The 20,820-nt window shown below is 42.0% G+C and carries 17 protein-coding genes; 16 read left to right on the forward strand and 1 reads right to left on the reverse strand.

What is annotated here, in order from left to right:
• Positions 1-215: 215 nt before the first annotated feature.
• A complete protein-coding gene (locus tag CE058_RS24370) occupies positions 216-863 on the forward strand; it encodes a thiamine diphosphokinase (RefSeq protein ID WP_163145311.1) in 648 nt (215 codons plus the stop codon).
• Positions 864-1,040: 177 nt separating this feature from the next.
• Entirely contained in the window at positions 1,041-1,121 is an 81-nt protein-coding gene (gene spoVM, locus CE058_RS24375; protein WP_019381739.1) for a stage V sporulation protein SpoVM, read from the forward strand.
• A 144-nt stretch (positions 1,122-1,265) separates the two neighbouring features.
• Here the strand turns inward: spoVM and rpmB are convergent, their stop codons facing one another.
• Positions 1,266-1,454, reverse strand: coding sequence for a 50S ribosomal protein L28 (gene rpmB, locus CE058_RS24380; RefSeq protein ID WP_019381740.1), 189 nt, complete (start codon positions 1,452-1,454; stop codon positions 1,266-1,268).
• A gap of 448 nt (positions 1,455-1,902) precedes the next feature.
• Between rpmB and CE058_RS24385 the strand changes: the two genes are divergently transcribed.
• From CE058_RS24385 to CE058_RS24450, 14 genes are all read left to right on the forward strand, one after another.
• The gene (locus CE058_RS24385; protein WP_009330806.1) at positions 1,903-2,265 is read left to right on the forward strand and encodes an Asp23/Gls24 family envelope stress response protein; all 363 of its coding nucleotides are present in this window, start codon (positions 1,903-1,905) and stop codon (positions 2,263-2,265) included.
• Positions 2,266-2,281: 16 nt separating this feature from the next.
• Complete coding sequence (locus CE058_RS24390) at positions 2,282-3,958, forward strand: DAK2 domain-containing protein (protein WP_163145312.1); 1,677 nt, start codon at positions 2,282-2,284, stop codon at positions 3,956-3,958.
• A gap of 233 nt (positions 3,959-4,191) precedes the next feature.
• Entirely contained in the window at positions 4,192-6,240 is a 2,049-nt protein-coding gene (gene recG, locus CE058_RS24395) for an ATP-dependent DNA helicase RecG (protein WP_163145320.1), read from the forward strand.
• A 111-nt stretch (positions 6,241-6,351) separates the two neighbouring features.
• Positions 6,352-6,912: a transcription factor FapR gene (gene fapR, locus CE058_RS24400; RefSeq protein WP_163145313.1), complete on the forward strand. Its 561-nt coding sequence runs from the start codon at positions 6,352-6,354 to the stop codon at positions 6,910-6,912.
• A gap of 21 nt (positions 6,913-6,933) precedes the next feature.
• Positions 6,934-7,938: a phosphate acyltransferase PlsX gene (gene plsX / locus CE058_RS24405; RefSeq protein ID WP_163145314.1), complete on the forward strand. Its 1,005-nt coding sequence runs from the start codon at positions 6,934-6,936 to the stop codon at positions 7,936-7,938.
• Between the two features lie 27 nt (positions 7,939-7,965).
• Complete coding sequence (gene fabD, locus CE058_RS24410; protein WP_163145315.1) at positions 7,966-8,913, forward strand: ACP S-malonyltransferase; 948 nt, start codon at positions 7,966-7,968, stop codon at positions 8,911-8,913.
• Entirely contained in the window at positions 8,910-9,653 is a 744-nt protein-coding gene (gene fabG / locus CE058_RS24415) for a 3-oxoacyl-[acyl-carrier-protein] reductase (protein WP_163145316.1), read from the forward strand. Before fabD ends, fabG begins: the two co-directional genes overlap by 4 nt.
• 91 nt (positions 9,654-9,744) lie before the next feature.
• Positions 9,745-9,978 carry an acyl carrier protein gene (locus CE058_RS24420; protein ID WP_009330799.1) on the forward strand — a complete coding sequence of 78 codons (234 nt, stop codon included), beginning with the start codon at positions 9,745-9,747 and terminating at the stop codon, positions 9,976-9,978.
• 630 nt (positions 9,979-10,608) lie between these two features.
• On the forward strand, positions 10,609-11,349 hold the full coding sequence (rnc, locus tag CE058_RS24425) for a ribonuclease III (RefSeq protein ID WP_048009056.1): 741 nt from the start codon (positions 10,609-10,611) through the stop codon (positions 11,347-11,349).
• A gap of 60 nt (positions 11,350-11,409) precedes the next feature.
• The gene (gene smc, locus CE058_RS24430; RefSeq protein ID WP_163145317.1) at positions 11,410-14,976 is read left to right on the forward strand and encodes a chromosome segregation protein SMC; all 3,567 of its coding nucleotides are present in this window, start codon (positions 11,410-11,412) and stop codon (positions 14,974-14,976) included.
• A gap of 292 nt (positions 14,977-15,268) precedes the next feature.
• Positions 15,269-16,270 carry a signal recognition particle-docking protein FtsY gene (ftsY, locus tag CE058_RS24435; RefSeq protein ID WP_163145318.1) on the forward strand — a complete coding sequence of 334 codons (1,002 nt, stop codon included), beginning with the start codon at positions 15,269-15,271 and terminating at the stop codon, positions 16,268-16,270.
• Positions 16,271-16,575: 305 nt separating this feature from the next.
• Complete coding sequence (locus CE058_RS24440; RefSeq protein WP_163145319.1) at positions 16,576-18,951, forward strand: hypothetical protein; 2,376 nt, start codon at positions 16,576-16,578, stop codon at positions 18,949-18,951.
• Positions 18,948-19,883 (forward strand): ABC transporter ATP-binding protein, encoded by a 936-nt coding sequence (locus CE058_RS24445; RefSeq protein WP_048009053.1) that lies wholly within the window; start codon positions 18,948-18,950, stop codon positions 19,881-19,883. The genes CE058_RS24440 and CE058_RS24445 overlap by 4 nt, the downstream gene beginning before the upstream one ends.
• Positions 19,880-20,728, forward strand: coding sequence for an ABC transporter permease (locus tag CE058_RS24450; RefSeq protein WP_048009052.1), 849 nt, complete (start codon positions 19,880-19,882; stop codon positions 20,726-20,728). Before CE058_RS24445 ends, CE058_RS24450 begins: the two co-directional genes overlap by 4 nt.
• Positions 20,729-20,820: the final 92 nt, after the last annotated feature.

The raw sequence follows: 20,820 nt of genomic DNA on the forward strand, positions 1-20,820 counted from the left end.
GTTCAACTAAGCCTCTGCCTGCGCGTCGGCAAGTTTCACTGTATCTCACCAATCGGGCCTTTACGGGCAGTTTGACCCCCACTTATCCTCCTTTGATTCCTCTGAGTCTTGAAGTGGGGGTCTTACTGCCCGTTAGACTGCGATAAAAAGAAGCCAGCTGGAATACAGCTGGCTTTTTGTCTTATTAGATACATAAATGAATGGAGCAATGTATAATGATTATCAATATTTTAGCTGGAGGCCCGGATGACTTGCTGCCTGATCTGCATTCGTTCAGTAATACAGATGACATTTGGGTCGGAGTAGACAGAGGGGTGCTTACTCTAATTCAAAGCGGCATTCAGCCGGAAATGGCATTTGGTGATTTTGATTCGGTATCGGATGAAGAGCTTTTGCTCATTGAAGAAAATGTAAAAGATCTGAACAGGTTCAAGCCGGAGAAGGATGAAACGGACATGGAGCTTGCCCTGAATTGGGCACTCGGTCAAAAACCTGAAAAAGTCCGTTTGCTTGGTGCTACAGGCGGCAGGCTTGACCACTTATTCGCAAATATTCAGCTGTTAATAAAGCCTGCACTGGCGGAAGACTTTGTTCCTGTTGAAATTATTGACAAGTCTAATAATATTTATATTAAGACTCCAGGTAAATACAGCATAAAGCAGCATTCAAATTTCAAATACATTTCGTTTGTTCCGGTCACTATGGAAATTAAAGGCCTCACCCTGAGAAATTTCAAGTATCCGCTGACAGATCGGACTGTTCCTGCCGGTTCTACTCTCTGTATCAGTAATGAACTTATTGATGATTGTGGTACTTTTTCTTTTACTGAAGGCATATTAATGGTTGTAAGAAGCAAGGATTAAGTGCCGGGCCAGTGCTTCCCTGCAAGATGCGGGAAAGCTGGATAAGAGTCTTAGCATGAATTGCTTTCTGATCATTTTTTGTAATCATGAGTACTCATCTTTCATTATTTGAATAAGATGGTAAAGACGATTTAAGGACAGAATGGATGCGTAAGATCGTGAGGAGGGACACGAGTAATGAGATTTTATACAATCAAACTTCCTAAATTTTTAGGGGGCATTGTGCGTGCCATGTTAGGGACCTTCAAAAAGGGGTAGACACCCATAAATTAAAAAGAAAATAGCATCAAAACTTGGCACCTCACCTGGGGTGCTTTTATTTTTTGCTTAAATGGGGGAGAATGATAGTGGGTCAAAAAAGGAAAATAAAAAGGACATCCAAAAGGGATGTCCCTGAGCATGTTAAACGCGCTCAACTTTACCTGATTTAAGTGCTCTTGCAGAAACCCAAACACGTTTAGGTTTACCGTCTACAAGAATACGTACCTTCTGAAGGTTAGCACCCCAAGTGCGCTTGTTAGCGTTCATTGCGTGAGAACGTGCGTTACCTGAAGTTGTTTTTTTACCAGTTACTACACATTTGCGTGGCATGTATGTTTCCCTCCTTACTAAAAGCATAAGCTGAAACTATTTTTCAATGCTTTCATCTGCAATAGTCAGATTCATCCATCTGAATTAATGCGGAATCCCTGTGCGGATTTCGACATTAAAAGATACTTTAATAATTTATCATACAACCCTTCTGATTGCAATAGTTTGCTTTCAAGAAAATTTCCTTGACATAGGGGGATGGAACATGAGCTATAATAGAGATGGAGAAGTATGACTTTCAATATCACAGCCCATATAGTAAAATATTATAAGGTATGCTTTAAGCTTTGAAGTTAGAAAGACCGCTGCCCAGCTTAAAAAGGTGAATTGTCTCTTGCCGGAAGGCTTAGCCTCCAGGGTGCAATTCAGGGGAAAGCCAGCACTATCGTTAAGCGGAAGTGCCTGAAGAAGCTTTTATGAAAAGCAATTTCCAAAGGGGGAACGAACCATGTCCATCGAATTAAAAACAAATTTCGGGCAAATTGATATCTCTAATGATGTAATTGCAACAATCGCAGGCGGAGCAGCAGTTGACTGCTACGGCATTGTAGGAATGGCCTCTAAAAATCAAATTAAGGATGGCCTTACAGATATACTGCGTAAAGAGAATTTTACCCGTGGTGTAATTGTTCGCCAGGAAGAAGATGAAGTACATATCGATATGTATATTATTGTAAGTTACGGAACGAAAATTTCCGAGGTTGCCCACAATGTGCAATCTAAAGTGAAATACACCCTTGATAAAACAGTTGGGCTTAGCACTGACTCGGTTAATATTTACGTTCAGGGAGTTCGAGTAACGAACCCGTAGTGAGGAGGAAAGACTTGTGTCAAAAAAAGATTTAGATGGGAAGCTTTTTGCCGAAATGGTCATACAAGGAGCGAACCATTTATCTGCTAATGCAAAATTAGTGGATGCGTTAAATGTTTTCCCTGTTCCTGATGGAGACACAGGAACCAACATGAATTTGTCAATGACTTCCGGAGCAAAGGAAGTTAAAGCTAATATCCAAGAGCATATTGGAAAGGTAGGCTCTGCTCTTTCTAAAGGTTTGCTTATGGGAGCACGAGGGAACTCGGGAGTAATTCTCTCCCAGTTGTTCAGAGGCTTCTCAAAAGCGATTGAACATAAAGCTTCTATCAATGGAAAAGAGTTTGCTGATGCTCTGAATTCTGGTGTGGAGACGGCATATAAAGCTGTGATGAAGCCGGTTGAAGGAACGATCCTTACTGTTGCAAAAGATTCCGCTAAGAAAGCGGTTCAGGCTGCTAATCATGAAGATGATATCATCGTGATTATGGAGGAAGTTTTGAAAGAAGCAAGGGCTTCCCTAAACCGCACTCCAGATCTTCTTCCAGTCTTAAAAGAAGTTGGAGTTGTAGACAGCGGCGGACAGGGCCTTGTATTTGTATATGAAGGATTCCTTGCCGAGCTAAAGGGCGAAAAACTTCCTGATACACCGGCAGCCCTTCCAAAGATGGATGACCTGGTTAGCGCAGAACACCATAAAAATGTTCACAGTTTTATGAACACTGAGGATATTGAGTTCGGTTATTGCACTGAATTTATGGTCAAATTCGAAGATGAAAAAATTTCTGCTAATCCTTTTTCAGAAGACAGATTCCGCCAGGACTTAAGCCAATATGGTGACTCACTTCTTGTGATTGCGGATGAGCAGCTTGTAAAAGTACATATCCACTCTGAACAGCCGGGAGATTGCCTGACATACGGACAGCGCTATGGCAGTTTAATCAATATGAAGATTGAAAACATGCGCCAGCAGCACACCAACTTAGTCGAAGACGTGCCTACACCTTTGGCGGCCCAGGCTAAGCCAAAAGAAAAGCAGGAGTACGGGATTGTGACAGTATCAATGGGCAGCGGCATCGCGGATCTTTTCCGAAGCATCGGTGCACATGCTGTCATTGAAGGCGGACAGACAATGAATCCCAGCACGGAAGATATTGTAAAAGCCATCAAAGAAGTAAATGCAAAAAAAGTAATCATTTTGCCAAACAATAAAAATATCATTATGGCTGCACAGCAGGCTGCAGAAGTGACTGAAGAAGAAGCAGTGGTTGTTCCTTCAAAAACTGTTCCTCAGGGAATGGCGGCTCTTCTTGCCTTTAATCCAAGTGCTGAGCTTACAGAAAACGAAGAAGGCATGACAGATGCTCTTCAGCATGTGAAAACAGGCCAAATCACGTTTGCTGTCCGTGATACAAGCATCGATGGCCTTGAGATAGAAAAAGATGATTTCATGGGCATTGCTGACGGCAAAATTGTTGTGAAAAACAAGGATAGAGTTCAGGCTGCCAAAGATCTTCTGGAAAGAATGATCGACGAAGACTCTGAGATCCTTACCGTCTTAAAAGGTGAAGATGCAGCAGATGAGGAAGTAGACTCACTTATCAGCTATATTGAAGATAAATATGAAGATATTGAGGTTGAGCTTCATGATGGAAAACAGCCTCTATACTCTTTCATTTTCGCAATTGAATAACAAGTAAACAATAAACAAAGCGAGGGCCCAGCCTTCGCTTTTGTCCATTTTAGACCTTAATAAATGCTTTTAAGCATGAGTTTTTTTGTTTTAAGGTTACTTTCTTGCATTTTTAATTTACAATGTGCTAGTTATAAAGCAGGCGTTTCATAAGCCTGTATATAAAAGTAACGGAGCAGGGAGGGATGGCGGACTGCCTGAAAGAAAATATAATTGGCAGCCGTTCAATAAATGTGAATCCAAATTTAATCCAGTCTGTTACAGCTGTTAAAGGCATCGGAGAGGAATCAGCTGAATTACTGGCTGAAATGAATATTTACACTGTAAAAGACTTGCTTGAATATTTTCCATATAGATATGAAGATTACAGGCTCAAGGACCTGGCAGAAATGAAGCATGATGAAAGAGTGACGGTTGAAGGCAAGGTTCACAGTGAACCTTCACTTGCTTATTACGGCAGGAAACGCTCCAGGCTCACTGTTCGGGTGCTTGTAGGACGATATCTCATCCAAGTGATTCTGTTCAATCAGCCTTATTTGAAGAACAAAATTGTTTTAAACGAAACGGTTACGGTGACTGGAAAATGGGACCAGCATCGGCAGGTGATTACAGCCAGTGAACTTAAAATAGGAAATGCCTCTGGCAATAAGGATTTTGAGCCGGTTTATGCTGTAAAAGGAAATGTCACGGTCAAAGGCATCAGGCGATTTATTAAACTGGCTTTCACACAGTATCGGAATGACATATCAGAAGATTTACCTGAAAAATATTTATTGCAATATAGACTATTAAATAGGCGAGATGCTGTGAGATCGCTTCATTTTCCCGCCAATGAACAGGAACTCAAGCAGGGAAGGCGGCGTTTTGTTTACGAGGAGTTTTTCTATTTTCAATTAAAAATGCAGGCACTAAGAAAGATTGAAAGAGAGCAGTCAAAAGGGGTTGCACAGGCTTATGATCTTTCAAGACTAGTGGAGTTCATTGACTCACTGCCATTTGATTTAACCGGAGCACAAAAAAGAGTAGTTAATGAGATCATGTCTGATTTGAAATCTCCATACAGGATGAACAGGCTATTACAGGGGGATGTTGGTTCAGGCAAAACGGCAGTGGCGGCGATTGCTCTATTCGCCAGCAGGACAGCAGGCTTTCAGGGAGCATTAATGGTCCCGACCGAAATCCTGGCAGAGCAGCATGCAGAATCTTTAAAGTCGATGCTCGAGCCGTTTGGGCTGCGATGTGAACTTCTGACAAGCTCTGTTAAAGGAAAGCGAAGAAGAGAGATTCTCCAGCTTTTAAAGGATGGGGTGATTGATGTTCTCATTGGCACACATGCACTTATCCAGGATGAAGTGGAATTTAATAAACTGGGACTTGTCATTACTGATGAGCAGCATAGATTCGGGGTAGGGCAGCGGCGGATACTCAGGGAAAAAGGTGAAAATCCTGATGTTCTGTTCATGACTGCAACACCAATCCCAAGAACATTGGCCATTACCGTTTTTGGTGAAATGGATGTATCCATCATAGATGAAATGCCGGCAGGACGAAAAGCAATTGAAACCTATTGGGCAAAACCTGAAATGCTGGACAGGGTCCTAGGTTTTATGGAAAAGGAGCTTTCAGCAGGTCAGCAGGTTTATGTGATCTGCCCGCTTATTGAGGAATCAGACAAATTGGATGTTCAAAACGCTATAGATGTCCATGCGACACTGATGCATCATTTTCATGGCCGTTATGATGTCGGACTCATGCATGGCAGGCTTCATCCGGATGAAAAGGAAAGTGTTATGAAAGCTTTCAGCTGTAATGAAACTCAGGTTCTTGTTTCGACGACGGTTGTTGAGGTGGGTGTGAATGTTCCAAATGCAACGATGATGGTGATCTATGATGCGGAGCGGTTTGGACTTGCACAGCTGCATCAGCTGAGGGGCAGGGTAGGAAGAGGAGATAAACAATCTTATTGTGTGCTTCTGGCTGATCCGAAATCGGAAGTTGGAAAAGAACGCATGAAAATCATGACAGAAACCAATGATGGTTTTGCTCTAAGTGAAAAGGACCTTGAGCTGAGAGGTCCTGGAGACTTTTTCGGAAGAAAACAAAGCGGGCTTCCGGAATTTAAAGTCGCTGATATGGTCCATGATTACCGTGCGCTCGAAACCGCCAGGAACGATGCATTAAATCTAGTGGAATCCGATGAATTCTGGCACTCGGATGAGTACCTGCCTTTGCGGCATTATTTAAAGGAAGCAGGAGTGCTGGAAGGGGAAAAGCTGGACTAGAAATAAGGTAATCAGAGCGGATTGCGGAAAAGTTCTTTCTTGCAATCTGCTTTTTTTGATTATATACTACTATTAGTACCTAGTCTTAATATCTCGGACGGTGGGATTTTAATGAAAAGAAACAAAAAAGAACGTCAAACATTATTAACGGACACCATAAAAGAAAATCCTTTTGTCACGGACGAGGAACTTGCGGACAAGTTCTCTGTCAGCGTCCAGACAATCAGGCTCGATCGGCTGGAATTATCAATTCCGGAATTGCGTGAGCGAATCAAGCATGTTGCCGAGAAAAGTTTTGAGGATGAAGTGCGATCTTTACCAATAGAAGAAATAATCGGTGAAATAATAGATATAGAATTGGATAAAACGGCGATATCCATTTTCGATGTAAAAAGTGAACATGTCTTCAAGCGTAATGGAATTGCCCGGGGCCACCACCTGTTTGCACAGGCCAACTCACTGGCGGTCGCCGTCATAAATGATGAGCTGGCATTAACGGCAAAAGCCAATATTCAATTTACAAGGCCTGTGAGATTAAATGAACGTGTCATTGCAAAAGCAAAGGTCCTTACAATTGACATTGACAGCGGAAGGACGTTGGTTGAAGTCAATAGCTTTGTGAATAACGAACAGGTATTCAAGGGAGAATTTGACATGTTCAGAAAAAAATAATCACTAAAAGGATGAAGCACCATGAAAATTGCCATAGACGCAATGGGAGGCGACAATGCTCCGAAGGAAATTGTCCTTGGGGCAATGAAAGCTGCCGCAGAATATAAGGATGTACATATTACCCTTGTAGGCGATGAGTCAAAAATAAACCAATACCTTACTTCAAATGAGCGAATTGACATATTACATACAGATGAAGTCATCTTGCCGGATGATGAGCCGGTGAGAGCTGTACGCAGAAAGAAAAATGCATCCATGGTGCTTGCAGCGCAGCTTGTCACAGATGGTAAGGCGGATGCATGCATTTCCGCAGGAAACACGGGTGCTCTTATGGCAGCAGGCCTTTTTGTGGTAGGAAGGATTGAGGGCATTGAACGTCCGGCATTATCACCTACTCTTCCAACAATAGGGGGAGAAGGGTTCCTTTTGCTTGATGTAGGGGCGAATGTGGACGCGAAGCCTGAGCATCTTCTTCAATATGCGATTATGGGATCTATATATACCGAAAAGGTCCGGGGTGTTGCCAATCCCAGAGTAGGCCTTCTAAATATCGGAACGGAAGAGAAAAAAGGCAATGAGCTGGCAAAAAATACATTTGATCTGCTGAAGAATGCGGATATCAATTTTATCGGCAATGTGGAAGCGCGCGATTTGCTTGAGGGAGCTGCGGATGTTGTTGTGACGGATGGCTTTACCGGCAATATGGTGCTTAAGACAATTGAAGGTACTGCTCTATCTGTATTTAAAATGCTAAAAGCAGCTCTGACCAGCAGCTTTAAAACAAAATTGGCAGCAGCAGCCTTAAAGCCTGATCTATACCAGCTGAAATCTAAAATGGATTATTCGGAATACGGCGGTGCCGGATTATTTGGATTAAAGGCGCCGGTTATCAAGGCGCATGGCTCTTCAGATGCAACAGCTTTATTCAGTGCACTGAGGCAGGCCAGGAACATGGTCGAAAACAATGTTGCTGATACGATAAAGGAAGCGGTTGTAAAAGAAGCCGGAAAGACAGCTCTTAAATAAACATTTTTAACTTGGGGGGAAAGCATGATGGGTAAAATCGCTTTTTTATTCCCTGGGCAGGGGTCCCAGGCTGCAGGTATGGGAAAAGTCTTAGCTGAACAGGATGAAAACGTAAAAGGATTTTTTGAAAGAGCCGATCAAAAACTTGGGTTTTCATTATCGGAACTTATTTTTGAAGGGCCTCAGGACAAATTGACGTTAACAACAAACGCACAGCCTGCACTATTGACCACTGGCATTGCCATTCTCGATTATTTTAAAAGATCTGGTATAACACCTGATTTTGTTGCGGGACATAGCCTTGGTGAGTATACTGCACTGGTCGCTGCGGAAGCTATATCCTTTGAGGATGGGGTATATGCTGTCCGTAAGCGGGGCGAATTCATGGAAGAAGCCGTTCCTAATGGCGAAGGAACAATGGCTGCAGTATTGGGCCTTGACAGGGACAAGCTCACTGCAATTACAGAAGAGGTTACTGCAGGAGGAAATCCGGTGCAGCTTGCAAACCTGAATTGTCCTGGACAAATTGTCATTTCAGGTTCAAAAGCAGGCGTGGAACTGGCTTCTCTAAAGGCTAAAGAAGAAGGTGCCAAGCGTGTGCTTCTGCTGGAGGTAAGCGGCCCTTTCCATTCCCAATTAATGAAGCCTGCTGCTGAGAAGTTCAGGGGAATCCTTGATGAAATTGAGATTAAAGATGCAAAGGTTCCTGTCATTGCCAATGTAACAGCTTCTGAAATGACATCCGCTTCAGAAATAAATGGCAGATTGATTGAACAGCTGTATTCTCCTGTGCTATGGGAGGATTCAATCCGCAGGATGATAGAGCTTGGAGTGGATACATTTATAGAAATAGGTCCAGGAAAAGTACTGTCAGGCTTAGTGAAAAAGGTAGATCGTACCCTTAAGACGTATGCCGTTTCAGATGCAGAATCATGCCAGGCAGTTACAGAATCCTTGAAGGAGGAATTGAGATGAAGCTAGAGGGAAAAGCCGCTTTAGTAACAGGAGCTTCCCGCGGAATCGGAAGAGAAATCGCTTTGGGTCTTGCCAGGCAAGGTGCAGATATTGCGGTTAACTACTCCGGAAGTGAGGCAAGGGCGAACGAAGTCGTTGATGAAATAAAGGCTTTAGGCAGAAATGCTTTTGCTATCCAATGCGATGTGTCAAATAGTGATTCCGTGACAAGCATGGTAAAAGAAACAGTAGAAAAATTTGGCAAGCTTGATATTCTGGTTAATAATGCGGGTATTACGAAGGACAACCTGCTTATGAGAATGAAGGAAGACGAATGGGATGATGTTATTAACATTAACCTGAAAGGTGTTTTCCTTTGTACAAAAGCTGTTACAAGGCAAATGATGAAACAGCGCAGCGGCCGCATTATCAATATTTCATCCATTGTGGGTGTGAGCGGAAATCCTGGACAGGCTAACTATGTCGCTGCCAAATCAGGGGTTATCGGCCTGACAAAAACCTCAGCAAAGGAACTTGCATCAAGAGGGATAACAGTCAATGCCATTGCACCAGGCTTCATCACAACTGATATGACGGATAAGCTGAACGAGGATGTAAGGGATCAGATGCTAAAACAAATCCCATTGGCGCGCTTCGGCGATCCTGCAGATATTGCAAATGTGGCAGTGTTTCTAGCTTCAGAGGACAGCCGTTATATGACAGGGCAAACCCTGCATGTTGATGGCGGAATGGTCATGTAATTTGTAACAGGCTTGTAATGCAAAATTTTTTATAAAAGCTTTCAATAAAGGCTAAAAATAATCTATAATACTTGAGGGGAGGTGAACAAGCATGGCAGAAGTATTAGAACGTGTAACAAAGATCATCGTGGACCGTCTTGGCGTTGAAGAGTCTGAAGTGAAATTGGAGGCTTCTTTCAAAGATGATCTAGGTGCTGATTCCCTTGATGTAGTAGAATTAGTAATGGAATTAGAAGATGAGTTCGACATGGAAATTTCTGACGATGACGCTGAGAAAATCGCAACAGTCGGTGACGCTGTAAATTACATAAAAGCTAGCCAATAATCGTTAGTAGAACCGCTCTGCAGTGAGGGAATCCCCCTCACTGCAGCAATTTTTTCTGATGTTTACTGTCCGGTGTTACCTGCAGCATCGAAAGGGCAGCTTGGAATTAAGCTTTCAGCCTTCAGCAGGTGACTGTGGACAGTAAATACGATTCTCAAAAGCTCCGTTTGATAACGGGGCTTTCTTCTGTGAAAATGGCCGTAACCATATGAAACATAAAATTGCTTTATATCGAAGTTTTTTGCGTTTTTCCTCTTTATTACGTAAACTTAGGGAAGACCAATTATTTAGATTTTATGAATGTAAGTTTCCTTAAGCCTTATGGCTTTTGGGCATTTATTTATATTTTTCGTTGAGTTGATTGGAGCGGAAGGTGCGAGATCCTCGAAAATGCTGCCGCATTTTCTTCGTGCGGTGTTCTTTCGAGGAAGCTTATTCAACGTCCTGCGGGAGTAGCGGGACAGGTGAGACCCCACAGACGCACATCGTCGAGGAGGCTCACCGCCCGCCCCGCGGAAAGCGAGTACCTGTAGCGGAAATCAACGGGCATAGTTCAAAACTAAAAACTCAATATTTTTGAAATGAGCCTATTATTAAAAAGAATATTAATTTTAGCAAGGTGGATGCAATATGCGCAGCAATAAAGATAAAGAAAGAAAATCATTTCGCGCAATCGAAAAACAATTTAAAGAATTCCAGACGGAAATCGGAATTCACTTTGAAAATGAAAAATTACTAAAACAAGCTTTTACCCATTCATCCTATGTGAATGAGCACCGGAGAAAGCCTTATGAAGACAATGAAAGACTGGAATTCCTGGGGGATGCCGTCCTTGAACTGACTGTTTCAAAATTCCTTTACCTTAAATATCCGATGATGAGCGAGGGTGAATTAACAAAGCTGAGGGCTGCGGTTGTCTGCGAACCATCCCTGGTCTCATTTGCCCACGAATTGTCATTTGGCAGCCTGGTGCTCCTTGGTAAAGGGGAGGAAATGACAGGTGGAAGAACCCGTCCGGCCCTGCTTGCAGATGTGTTTGAAGCCTTTATAGGTGCATTGTACCTGGATAAAGGATTAGATACAGTTGTCGGTTTTTTGGAAAAAGTTGTTTTTCCAAAGATTGATTCAGGTGCTTTTTCGCATGTGATGGATTTTAAAAGCCAGCTGCAGGAGCTTGTGCAGCGGGATGGAGCAGGTGCAATTGAATATAAAATCCTTCAGGAAAAGGGACCTGCCCACAATCGTGAATTTGTTTCCACTGTTTCTCTAAATGGCAGGGAACTTGGGACAGGCACTGGCCGGTCAAAGAAAGAAGCCGAACAACATGCGGCCCAAATGGCTCTTGAAGTATTAAAAAATCATATAAAGTGAAACATTTTCTAACTCTGACATCAAAGAGCAGAAACATGAGGAGACAGAGGGGGACCAAGGTTGTTTTTAAAAAGGCTTGATGTTATTGGATTTAAGTCGTTTGCTGAGCGGATAACGGTTGATTTTGTTCCAGGCGTCACAGCAGTTGTCGGTCCGAATGGAAGCGGGAAAAGCAATATTACTGATGCCATCCGCTGGGTATTGGGTGAACAATCAGCTAAGTCCCTTCGCGGTGCGAAAATGGAGGATGTCATTTTTGCGGGCAGTGATTCCCGGAGAGCACAGAATTTTGCAGAGGTGACACTGACCCTTGATAACGCCGATCAGGGTCTGCCGATCGAGTACAGCGAAGTCAGTGTTACAAGAAGGGTCTACCGGTCCGGAGACAGTGAATACCTGATCAATAAGCAAACATGCAGACTTAAAGATATTGTAGATTTATTTATGGATTCAGGCCTTGGCAGGGAAGCTTTTTCAATCATAAGCCAGGGCAGAGTTGAAGAAATTTTAAACAGCAAAGCTGAAGAACGCCGGACTATATTTGAAGAAGCGGCTGGCGTACTTAAATACAAGACAAGAAAGAAAAAGGCGGAAGGCAAGCTTTCAGAAACCCAGGATAACTTAAACAGGGTGAATGATATTCTTCATGAACTGGAAACCCAGGTAGAGCCTTTGAAAATACAGGCTTCAATCGCAAAAGATTATTTGCAGCAGAAAGAAGAGCTGGAGAAAATAGAGGTTGCCCTTACCGTTTATGAGATCGAGGATCTGCATTCAAAATGGGAGCAACTTTCACGTCAGCTCGAGCTGCATACGGAAGATGAGATGAAGCTCTCGGCAGTTATCCAAAGCAAAGAAGCGAAAGTGGAAGAGTTAAAGGATCATATAGCTGCAATTGATGAATCAGTCAATGATCTGCAGGATGTGCTCCTTCATGCCAGTGAAGAGCTGGAAAAACTGGAAGGCAGAAAAGAAGTGCTCAAAGAGCGAAAGAAAAATGCCAGCCAGAATAAAGACCAGCTCCATGGAAATATGAAAGAACTTACGATGAAGATTGCTGAGTTAAAAGAGCAGAAAGAAAAGCACTCGGCTCTCAGGGGAAAAGTTAAGGCAGAAGCTGGTAAGCTTCAAAAAGCATTAAAGGAAAAGCAGGAGCAGCTAAAACTATTCAGTGAAAATACAGAAGAAAAAATAGAATCTCTGAAAAGTGATTATATTGAAGTGCTGAACCGCCAGGCAGCTTCACGGAATGAATTGCAGAATATTGATCAGCAGCTGAGTCAGCAGGGAAAGCGCAGTTCAAGGCTTGAAATGGATAATGAAAAATTTATTGCTGACCGCAAGAAAAATGAAGAGAAAAAACAAAAGATACAATCAAATCTTGAAAACCTGCAAAAGGAATTAGAAAATCAAGTTCATCTATTCCGAAATGAAGACCGCAAGCTTGAATCATTAAAGAATAATTATCAAAAGCAGGAAAAAACCTTGTATCAGGCTTATCAATATTTGCAGCAGGCGAAATCCCGTCAGGAAATGCTTGAAGAAATGGAAGAGGATTTTTCGGGTTTTTTCCAAGGAGTAAAAGAAGTATTGAAAGCAAGAGGCAGCAAGCTGCAGGGAATTGAAGGAGCCATAGCTGAGTTAATTCAGGTGCCAAAAGAGTACGAAACTGCGATTGAAACAGCTCTCGGCGGTGCCATGCAGCATATCATTGTACAAGATGAACAGGACGGAAGAAGTGCCATTCAATTCCTGAAAAAGAATTCATACGGCAGAGCCACATTCCTGCCTTTAAGTGTAATTAAGGGGAAGAAGCTGAATACCACGCAAATGCAGTCGGTTCAAGGCCACCCTGCCTTTATTGGTGAAGCTGCTTCACTGATACAATTTGAAGAAAGACACCAGCCTGCTATCGAGAACTTGCTTGGCAATGTGGTCATTGCCCGGGATCTTAAAGGTGCCAATGAACTTGCGAAGCTGCTTCAATATCGTGTGAGGCTCGTAACAATTGAAGGAGATGTGGTTAATCCCGGCGGCTCCATGACCGGTGGAGCTGTGAAACAGAAAAGTACTTCAATTCTTTCACGTAAAGGTGAACTTGAAGAGCTGAAATCCAGAATTACGGATATGGAATCCAAAACAGCAAATCTCGAAAAGCAAGTAAAACTGCAAAAAAGTGAAATTCAAAAACAGGATTTACACATTGAGCAGCTTAGAAAAACAGGCGAAGAGCTTCGTTTGATGGAACAGAAGGTAAAAGGAGAACTTTTAGAAGCAGAGTTTGAAGAGAAAAGCATTAATGAGCGCCTATCCCTTTATGATATGGACAAAGCACAGTTTTCGCAAGATATAGAGAGACTGCTGGCAAGAAAGAGCGAGCTTTCAGTCGTATTGGATCAGCAGCAAAAGCAAATCGCTAATCTTGATCAGGAGATAAAAGCATTAACAGAAAGAAAAAACACCCAGCAGACTTCAAAGGAAACTGTAGTATCTGAAATTAATGAGCTGAAAATTAGCTTCGCTTCCAAAAGTGAGCAGCTGAACCATGCTGAGGACAAGCTGGCCGCCATAAATTCTGAGCTTGCTGTTACACAGGAGAAACTTAAAACCGTAAAAGAAGATTTAGAATTGCTTTCATCCGAAATGACAAACAGCTCTTCAGGTGAACAGCATCTGGAAGAAGCAGCACAGCAAAAACTGAAGGAAAAGAATGAAACACTTGAACTGATTGCTTCAAGAAGGAATGAGCGATTAAAGCTCCAAGCATCTTTAGAGGACCTTGAGCTTGAGGTAAAAGAATTAAAACGCCAGCATAAAGGCCTCATAGGAGTTCTGAAAGATGAGGAAGTTAAACAGAACCGGCTGGATGTTGAGCTTGAGAATAGGCTGAATCATTTAAGGGAAGAATACCTGCTGTCTTTTGAAGCGGCTAAAGAAGAATATCCGCTGCAAATTGAAATTGAGGAAGCGCGAAAAAGAGTAAAACTCATAAAGCTGGCTATCGAGGAACTTGGCGCAGTTAATCTCGGAGCAATCGAGGAGTATGAAAGAGTATCGGAACGCTATGAATTCCTGCTTGAGCAAAAAACAGACCTTCAGGACGCAAAGGATACATTATTCCAGGTTATTGATGAAATGGATGTTGAAATGAAAAGAAGATTTGAAGAAACCTTTGAAGGGATCCGGCTTCATTTTGAGTCGGTTTTCCAATCTTTATTCGGCGGCGGCAGAGCGGATTTACGATTGACCCAACCTGAAGATTTATTGAATACAGGTGTGGAAATTGTTGCACAGCCGCCAGGCAAGAAATTGCAGAACCTTGGATTATTATCTGGGGGTGAACGTGCACTCACAGCCATTGCATTGCTGTTTTCTATTTTAAAAGTCCGGCCTGTTCCATTCTGTATTCTTGATGAAGTGGAAGCTGCTTTGGATGAAGCAAACGTCCAAAGGTTCAGCCAATACTTAAAAAGATACAGCGCAGAAACCCAGTTCATCGTTATCACCCACAGAAAAGGAACAATGGAAGAAGCGGATGTTCTTTACGGTGTAACCATGCAGGAATCCGGTGTCTCCAAACTGGTATCTGTTCGTCTCGAAGAAACCAGGGAATTAATTACTCAATAAAGTTTCCAATGCGGAACAGTCTGTAACACTGTTCCGCTATATACATAAAGAATGTTTGGTAATTTTGTTATCCGAATTAAGTTATTCCACTGAGTTGATTGAAGCGGAAGGTGCGAGACTCCTGCGGGAGTAGCGTACCAGGGAGACCCCACAGACGCAGAGCGTCGAGGAGGCTCCCGGCAGCCCCCGCGGGTTTGCTGAGTACCTGCAGCGGAAATCAGCGGACAATGTTTTCAAACAAGTATAACAAACAAAGAACATACAATAAAAAGCTTTAAAAGGAAGTGAAAACATGAGTTTCTTTAAAAAACTTAAAGAAAGAATCACAAAGCAGACAGATAGTGTTACTGAAAAGTTTAAAGACGGATTAACCAAAACGCGCGATAATTTTTCAAATAAGGTTAACGACCTTGTTTCAAGATACCGGAAAGTGGATGAGGAATTTTTCGAGGAACTGGAAGAAATCTTAATTGGGGCGGATGTCGGTTTTGACACTGTCATGGAACTGGTGGATGAGCTGAGAAGAGAAGTAAAGCGCAAGAATATTCAGGATCCGCGCGAGGTTCAGGCAGTAATATCTGAGAAGCTTGTAGACATTTATGACAGCGCAGGCGAAACCTCCACAGAACTAAATATACAAACCGATGGACTTACGGTAATCCTGTTTGTTGGTGTTAACGGTGTTGGAAAAACAACGACAATCGGAAAACTTGCTCATAAGTTCAAAAGTGAAGGGAAAAATGTCCTTCTTGCAGCGGGTGATACTTTCCGTGCAGGAGCGATTGAACAGCTTGAGGTGTGGGGCGAACGTGTCGGAGTTGATGTCATTAAGCAGGGAGCCGGTTCTGACCCTGCAGCTGTCATGTATGATGCTGTTCAGTCTGCAAAGTCGCGCAAGGCCGATATTTTAATCTGTGATACAGCGGGACGTCTCCAAAATAAAGTCAATTTGATGAAAGAATTGGAAAAGGTAAAGCGCGTAATTGAAAGAGAAGTACCTGGTGCCCCGCACGAAGTATTGCTTGTTCTTGACGCTACTACCGGACAAAATGCCATGATTCAGGCTAAGACCTTCAAGGAAGCAACAGATGTTTCCGGTATTGTTCTTACAAAGCTGGATGGTACTGCAAAAGGCGGCATCGTTCTGGCAATCAGAAATGAGTTGGAAATACCTGTGAAATTCGTAGGTTTAGGTGAAAAAATGGATGACCTGCAGGAATTTAATGCAGAACAATATGTCTATGGACTATTTGCAGACATTGTTGAAAAAGAAGCAGAAGAAGAGGAAGAATAAAAATATTACTGATTAAACAGCCTGAGAATCCGTTCTCAGGCTGTTTTTTATATTATAGATAATAGAATGAGAATAAAAAATAGTTTGAAAAGTGCAATTTATAGTGTAAAATTACACTATAATGATGGTGTTCTTCATCAAGATTAACCTGTAAAACAGATTATTTTAATATCCTCAGGAACTTTTTGTCATTAAGCTGCGTCTATACAATCGAAGAAGTTATCAGGCTGGCAATAATCATTGTTATAGAAGCTGCCTATAAATATAAAAAGCTAATACTTACGATATTTAAAGGGGAGATTGGGTTGCACGGTAAATTAAAAGTAATCATTATGGTGCTATTCTGCTTTGTGTTAATGTTTCATCCATTCCAATCAGCAGAAGCTGCCGGTACAGGCATTAAAGTTACTCTCGATGAGGGCTTTGACGGAAAAGTAAAAAGAGGAAAGGGATTTCCTCTGCGTATTAAGATGGAAAATTCAGGTGACGCATTTAGCGGAGATTTGCTGATAAGTTACCATCCATCCTACAATACCAGCGGTGCGGTTTCTGTAAAAGTAGAGCTGCCTGCCGGAACAGCTAAGGAATATCTGGTTTCCATACCTGGAATGACGGAGGACCACCCCTCCATGTATCAGAATATTCCATTGCTGACTCTTTATGAAGGAGATTGGGAAGACGGAAAAAAAGTTAGTTTTAAAGGAGAAAATACACTAAAGCCTAAATTTGTAGATATGGCTACTGAAGTAATTGGAGTTCTAAGTGAAAACTATGACCGTGTAAAAGAGCTTAGAACACTTCCTTCTAAATCGTTGCTTGAACTTAAAGGGGAAGATTTGCCGGATGATGCAACAGGGCTGGAGACACTCGATTACTTGCTTATTGATGAATTTAAGGTTTCCCAGCTTAGTGAAAAACAGCAAAAAGCTATAAGGGACTGGATATTCAGTGGTGGAACATTGATTGCCGGAGGAGGACCAGATGCCAGCGGCTCCTATGGAAATTTATATTCACTGCTGCCGATGAAATCAGAAAATGAGGCATCCGCTCCAGTCAAATTCCTTCAGCCGGCAAAGGGAGAGGAGCCAAAATTTGATGAGCTCAACTTCTTCACTGGTCCGGTTGGTAAGAGTGCAGAAGTTATTGCAAAAAGCGGCGATCTCCCTGCGGCGTTGAAAAAGGAGTATGGAAGCGGGACAATTTTGCAGACAGCTTTTTCACTGGGAGATGAGCCTTTATCTTCATGGCAGGGATATGACAAATGGTTTGAAGACTATATGAAACAGGCATCAGGTTCAGGCATTGGATCAACCCACTATTCACAGGATTATCTCGACCAGCTTTATTGGGAATTTGCAGAAATAAATGAATTCTTTCCTGCATCCAATTTTTCAGTCGGACAGCTTATTGGACTTTTTGCCGGTTATATTATTCTAATAGTGCCTGTGCTTTATTTTGTGTTAAGAAAGCTTGATAAACGGGAGCATTCCTGGTGGATCATTCCTTCTATAGCCATTTTAATGGGTGCAGCTGTCTTTGGAATGGGGGCAAAAGACAGAATTTCTCAGCCGCAGCTGAACCAGATGGGGATATATAAAGTGAATAACAATCTGCTTACTGGTTATCAGGCTTCAACCCTGCTGTCAAATAAAAGCGGTGAATACATCCTCTCAATGCCAAAAGGTGAATATAATGCTGTGGTTTATTCAAACAATTCCACGTCATCTGACCCCCTTAGAGGCGGAATCATGGCTGAAAGAGTAAAAAACAATGAGATAATTTTCCCAGAGGTAGAATATTGGTCATCCAAAACCATTTACGGAAAGGCTCAAACAGAAATAAATGGGAAATTGACAGCAGATATCACCCTTAAAGAAAAAAGATTAACAGGAACAATTCAAAACCAAAGTGACTTTGATTTTGAAGAATTATATATTTGGTCAGGAAACGAATCAATTAAACTGGGTTCAATTAAAAAAGGTGAGTCCATTAAAGTAGATAAAGCCACAAAACAGTCCCTTCTGAGCAAACCGTACGGAGGAGCATTTAATGGAGGAAATCCTGCCAATAGCCAAAATGATATTAATAAATTAAGAAGAGAAAGGCTTCAATATGCTTCTAATACATTTTTGCTGGGAGATCTTTCACAGCCAGTCCTTGCAGGAATTACAAGAGAATCTGTCATTGATGTAACCATGAAAGGGAAGAAAGCAAAACAGAATAACACCAATCTGATTGTTCAGCCATTTGAGGCCAAAAATGAGTTTTCCGGCGAATTTACATTGAAGGATGGCATGATGGCAGCTGATTGGAATGTGATTAAGGGACAGATTTATGAAAAAGGAATGGACAGCACGAATGGTGAAATGATGCTTGAAGACGGTGAATATGAATATTCTTTAAGCCTTCCGAAGCAGCTTAAAGAGAAAACCTATAAACTGGAAGAAATTTCGGTAAGGATTAATAGCCAAAATGTACAGTATTCATTAAAAAACCATAAAACAGGTGAATGGCTGCCGATTGAACCGGATCAAAGGAGCTTAAAGCTGACAAGTAAAGATGACTTGTCTCAGTATGTTTCAAAAGAGGGCCGATTTATTGTGAAGCTTATTAAATCTTCACAGGGAGATCCATTTGTTCCATTGCCGGCTGTAACAATAAAAGGGGAGGTGGCGAAATGATCGAAATAATAGATTTAACGAAACGATATGGAAAATTCACAGCGCTTGATTCCTTAAATCTTACTATTGAAAAAGGCAGTGTTTTTGGTTTTGTCGGACAGAACGGTGCAGGAAAATCCACAACCTTTTCCATTTTGGCAACACTGCTTGCCCCAACTTCGGGATCGGCTTATGTAAACGGGTATGACGTGCAGAAGGAGCCAAAGCTCGTACGAAAGCAAATTGGCTATATGCCGGACTTCTTCGGGGTTTATGATCAGCTTAAGGCTGATGAGTATCTTCACTTCTACGGTGCAAGTTACGGTATTCCATTCGCAGAACGCGAGAAGCTGATTCCACAGCTGCTCGACCTTGTCAACTTGTCACATAAAAGAGAGTCATATGTGGACCTTCTATCCAGAGGGATGAAACAGCGTCTATGCCTGGCAAGATGCCTGATTCATGACCCTGAAGTGCTGATTCTGGATGAACCTGCATCAGGACTTGACCCGCGAGCAAGGGTAGAAATGAGGGAAATATTAAAAGAATTGAAGAGTATGGGCAAGACGATTTTAATATCTTCACATATTCTGCCTGAGCTTGCAGAAATGTGCGATACCATTGGCATTATTGATCAGGGTAAACTTGTGGCTCAGGGGTCTGTGGCTGATATCCAGTCGCAGCTTAGAGGAGAAAGGCTGATTCGTGTAAAAGTTAATGGGAGTGCTGAAAATGCCATCTCCTTTTTCGAAGATGATCCAAATATTTTTAAATTATCTTTGCTGGAGGACGGGTTATCTTTTCAGTTTATTTACAAAGGGACGCCTGAAGAGCAAACAGAACTTCTTAAAAGAGCCATATTAAGTAATCTGGCCATCACCAGCTTTGCAGAAGCGGAAACAGACCTGGAAGATGTCTTTATGGAAATTACAAAGGGAGTTGAGCTGACATGAAGAATTTAGTCGTAAATCCTGTACTGAATAAAGAATTTAAGCTCCGCTTCCGAAGCTTTAAAAGTTACCTTGGGGTCCTGTTTTACCTCTTGGCCTTAGGGCTTATCATTGTTGGATTCATTTTTATTGAATCACTGTCAAACAACATGCAGGGCTTTTTTAAACCGGAACAGAGCCGGACAATGTTTATGGTTTTATCTATATTGCAGCTTGGCTTGATTCTATTTATTACCCCTGGATTAACAGCAGGAGTTATCAGCAGTGAAAGAGAGAGGCAGACCTTAAATATCATGCTCACGACGACTCAAAGCTCCTCAAGCATTATATTAAGCAAGCTGATCTCTTCCATTTCATATTTAATTCTGCTGATTGCGGCAAGTTTGCCTCTTTATAGCTTTGTGTTTTTATTTGGAGGTATTTCTCCAGGCCAGCTGCTTACGACAATGGGATTTTATTTGTTTACAATCGTGGTTTACGGAAGCATTGGAGTCTTATTTTCAACGCTAATCAGAAAAACCATTGTCTCGATGGTTACCACCTATGGGGTTACTTTATTCTTAGCAGGCGGAACGGCTTTCCTTGCTTTAATTTTTATGCAATTAACAAATGCATATGGATATACTGGAACTCAGCCGACGAATCCGCTGGCATATTTCCCGGCTATGCTCAATCCGGTCATTATTCTGATGAGTACCTTTGAGCCGGAAATGACCAATGAAATTACAAGATCAACAGGCATTGAATTTCCTTTGTGGATTTCATACTTAATTTCATACACTTTCATTTTCATTGGAGCTGTCCTTCTTAGCATTAAAAAACTCCGTCCAAATATGAGAAAGGGCTAGAGTTTATCGCAGTCTAACGGGCAGTAAGACCCCACTTCAAGACTAAGAGGAATCAAAGGAGGATAAGTGGGAGTCAAACTGCCCGTAAAGGC

Source organism: Bacillus sp. 22-7 (genome assembly GCF_010628845.1).
Classification (GTDB): Bacteria; Bacillota; Bacilli; order Bacillales; family Cytobacillaceae; genus Cytobacillus; species Cytobacillus firmus_B.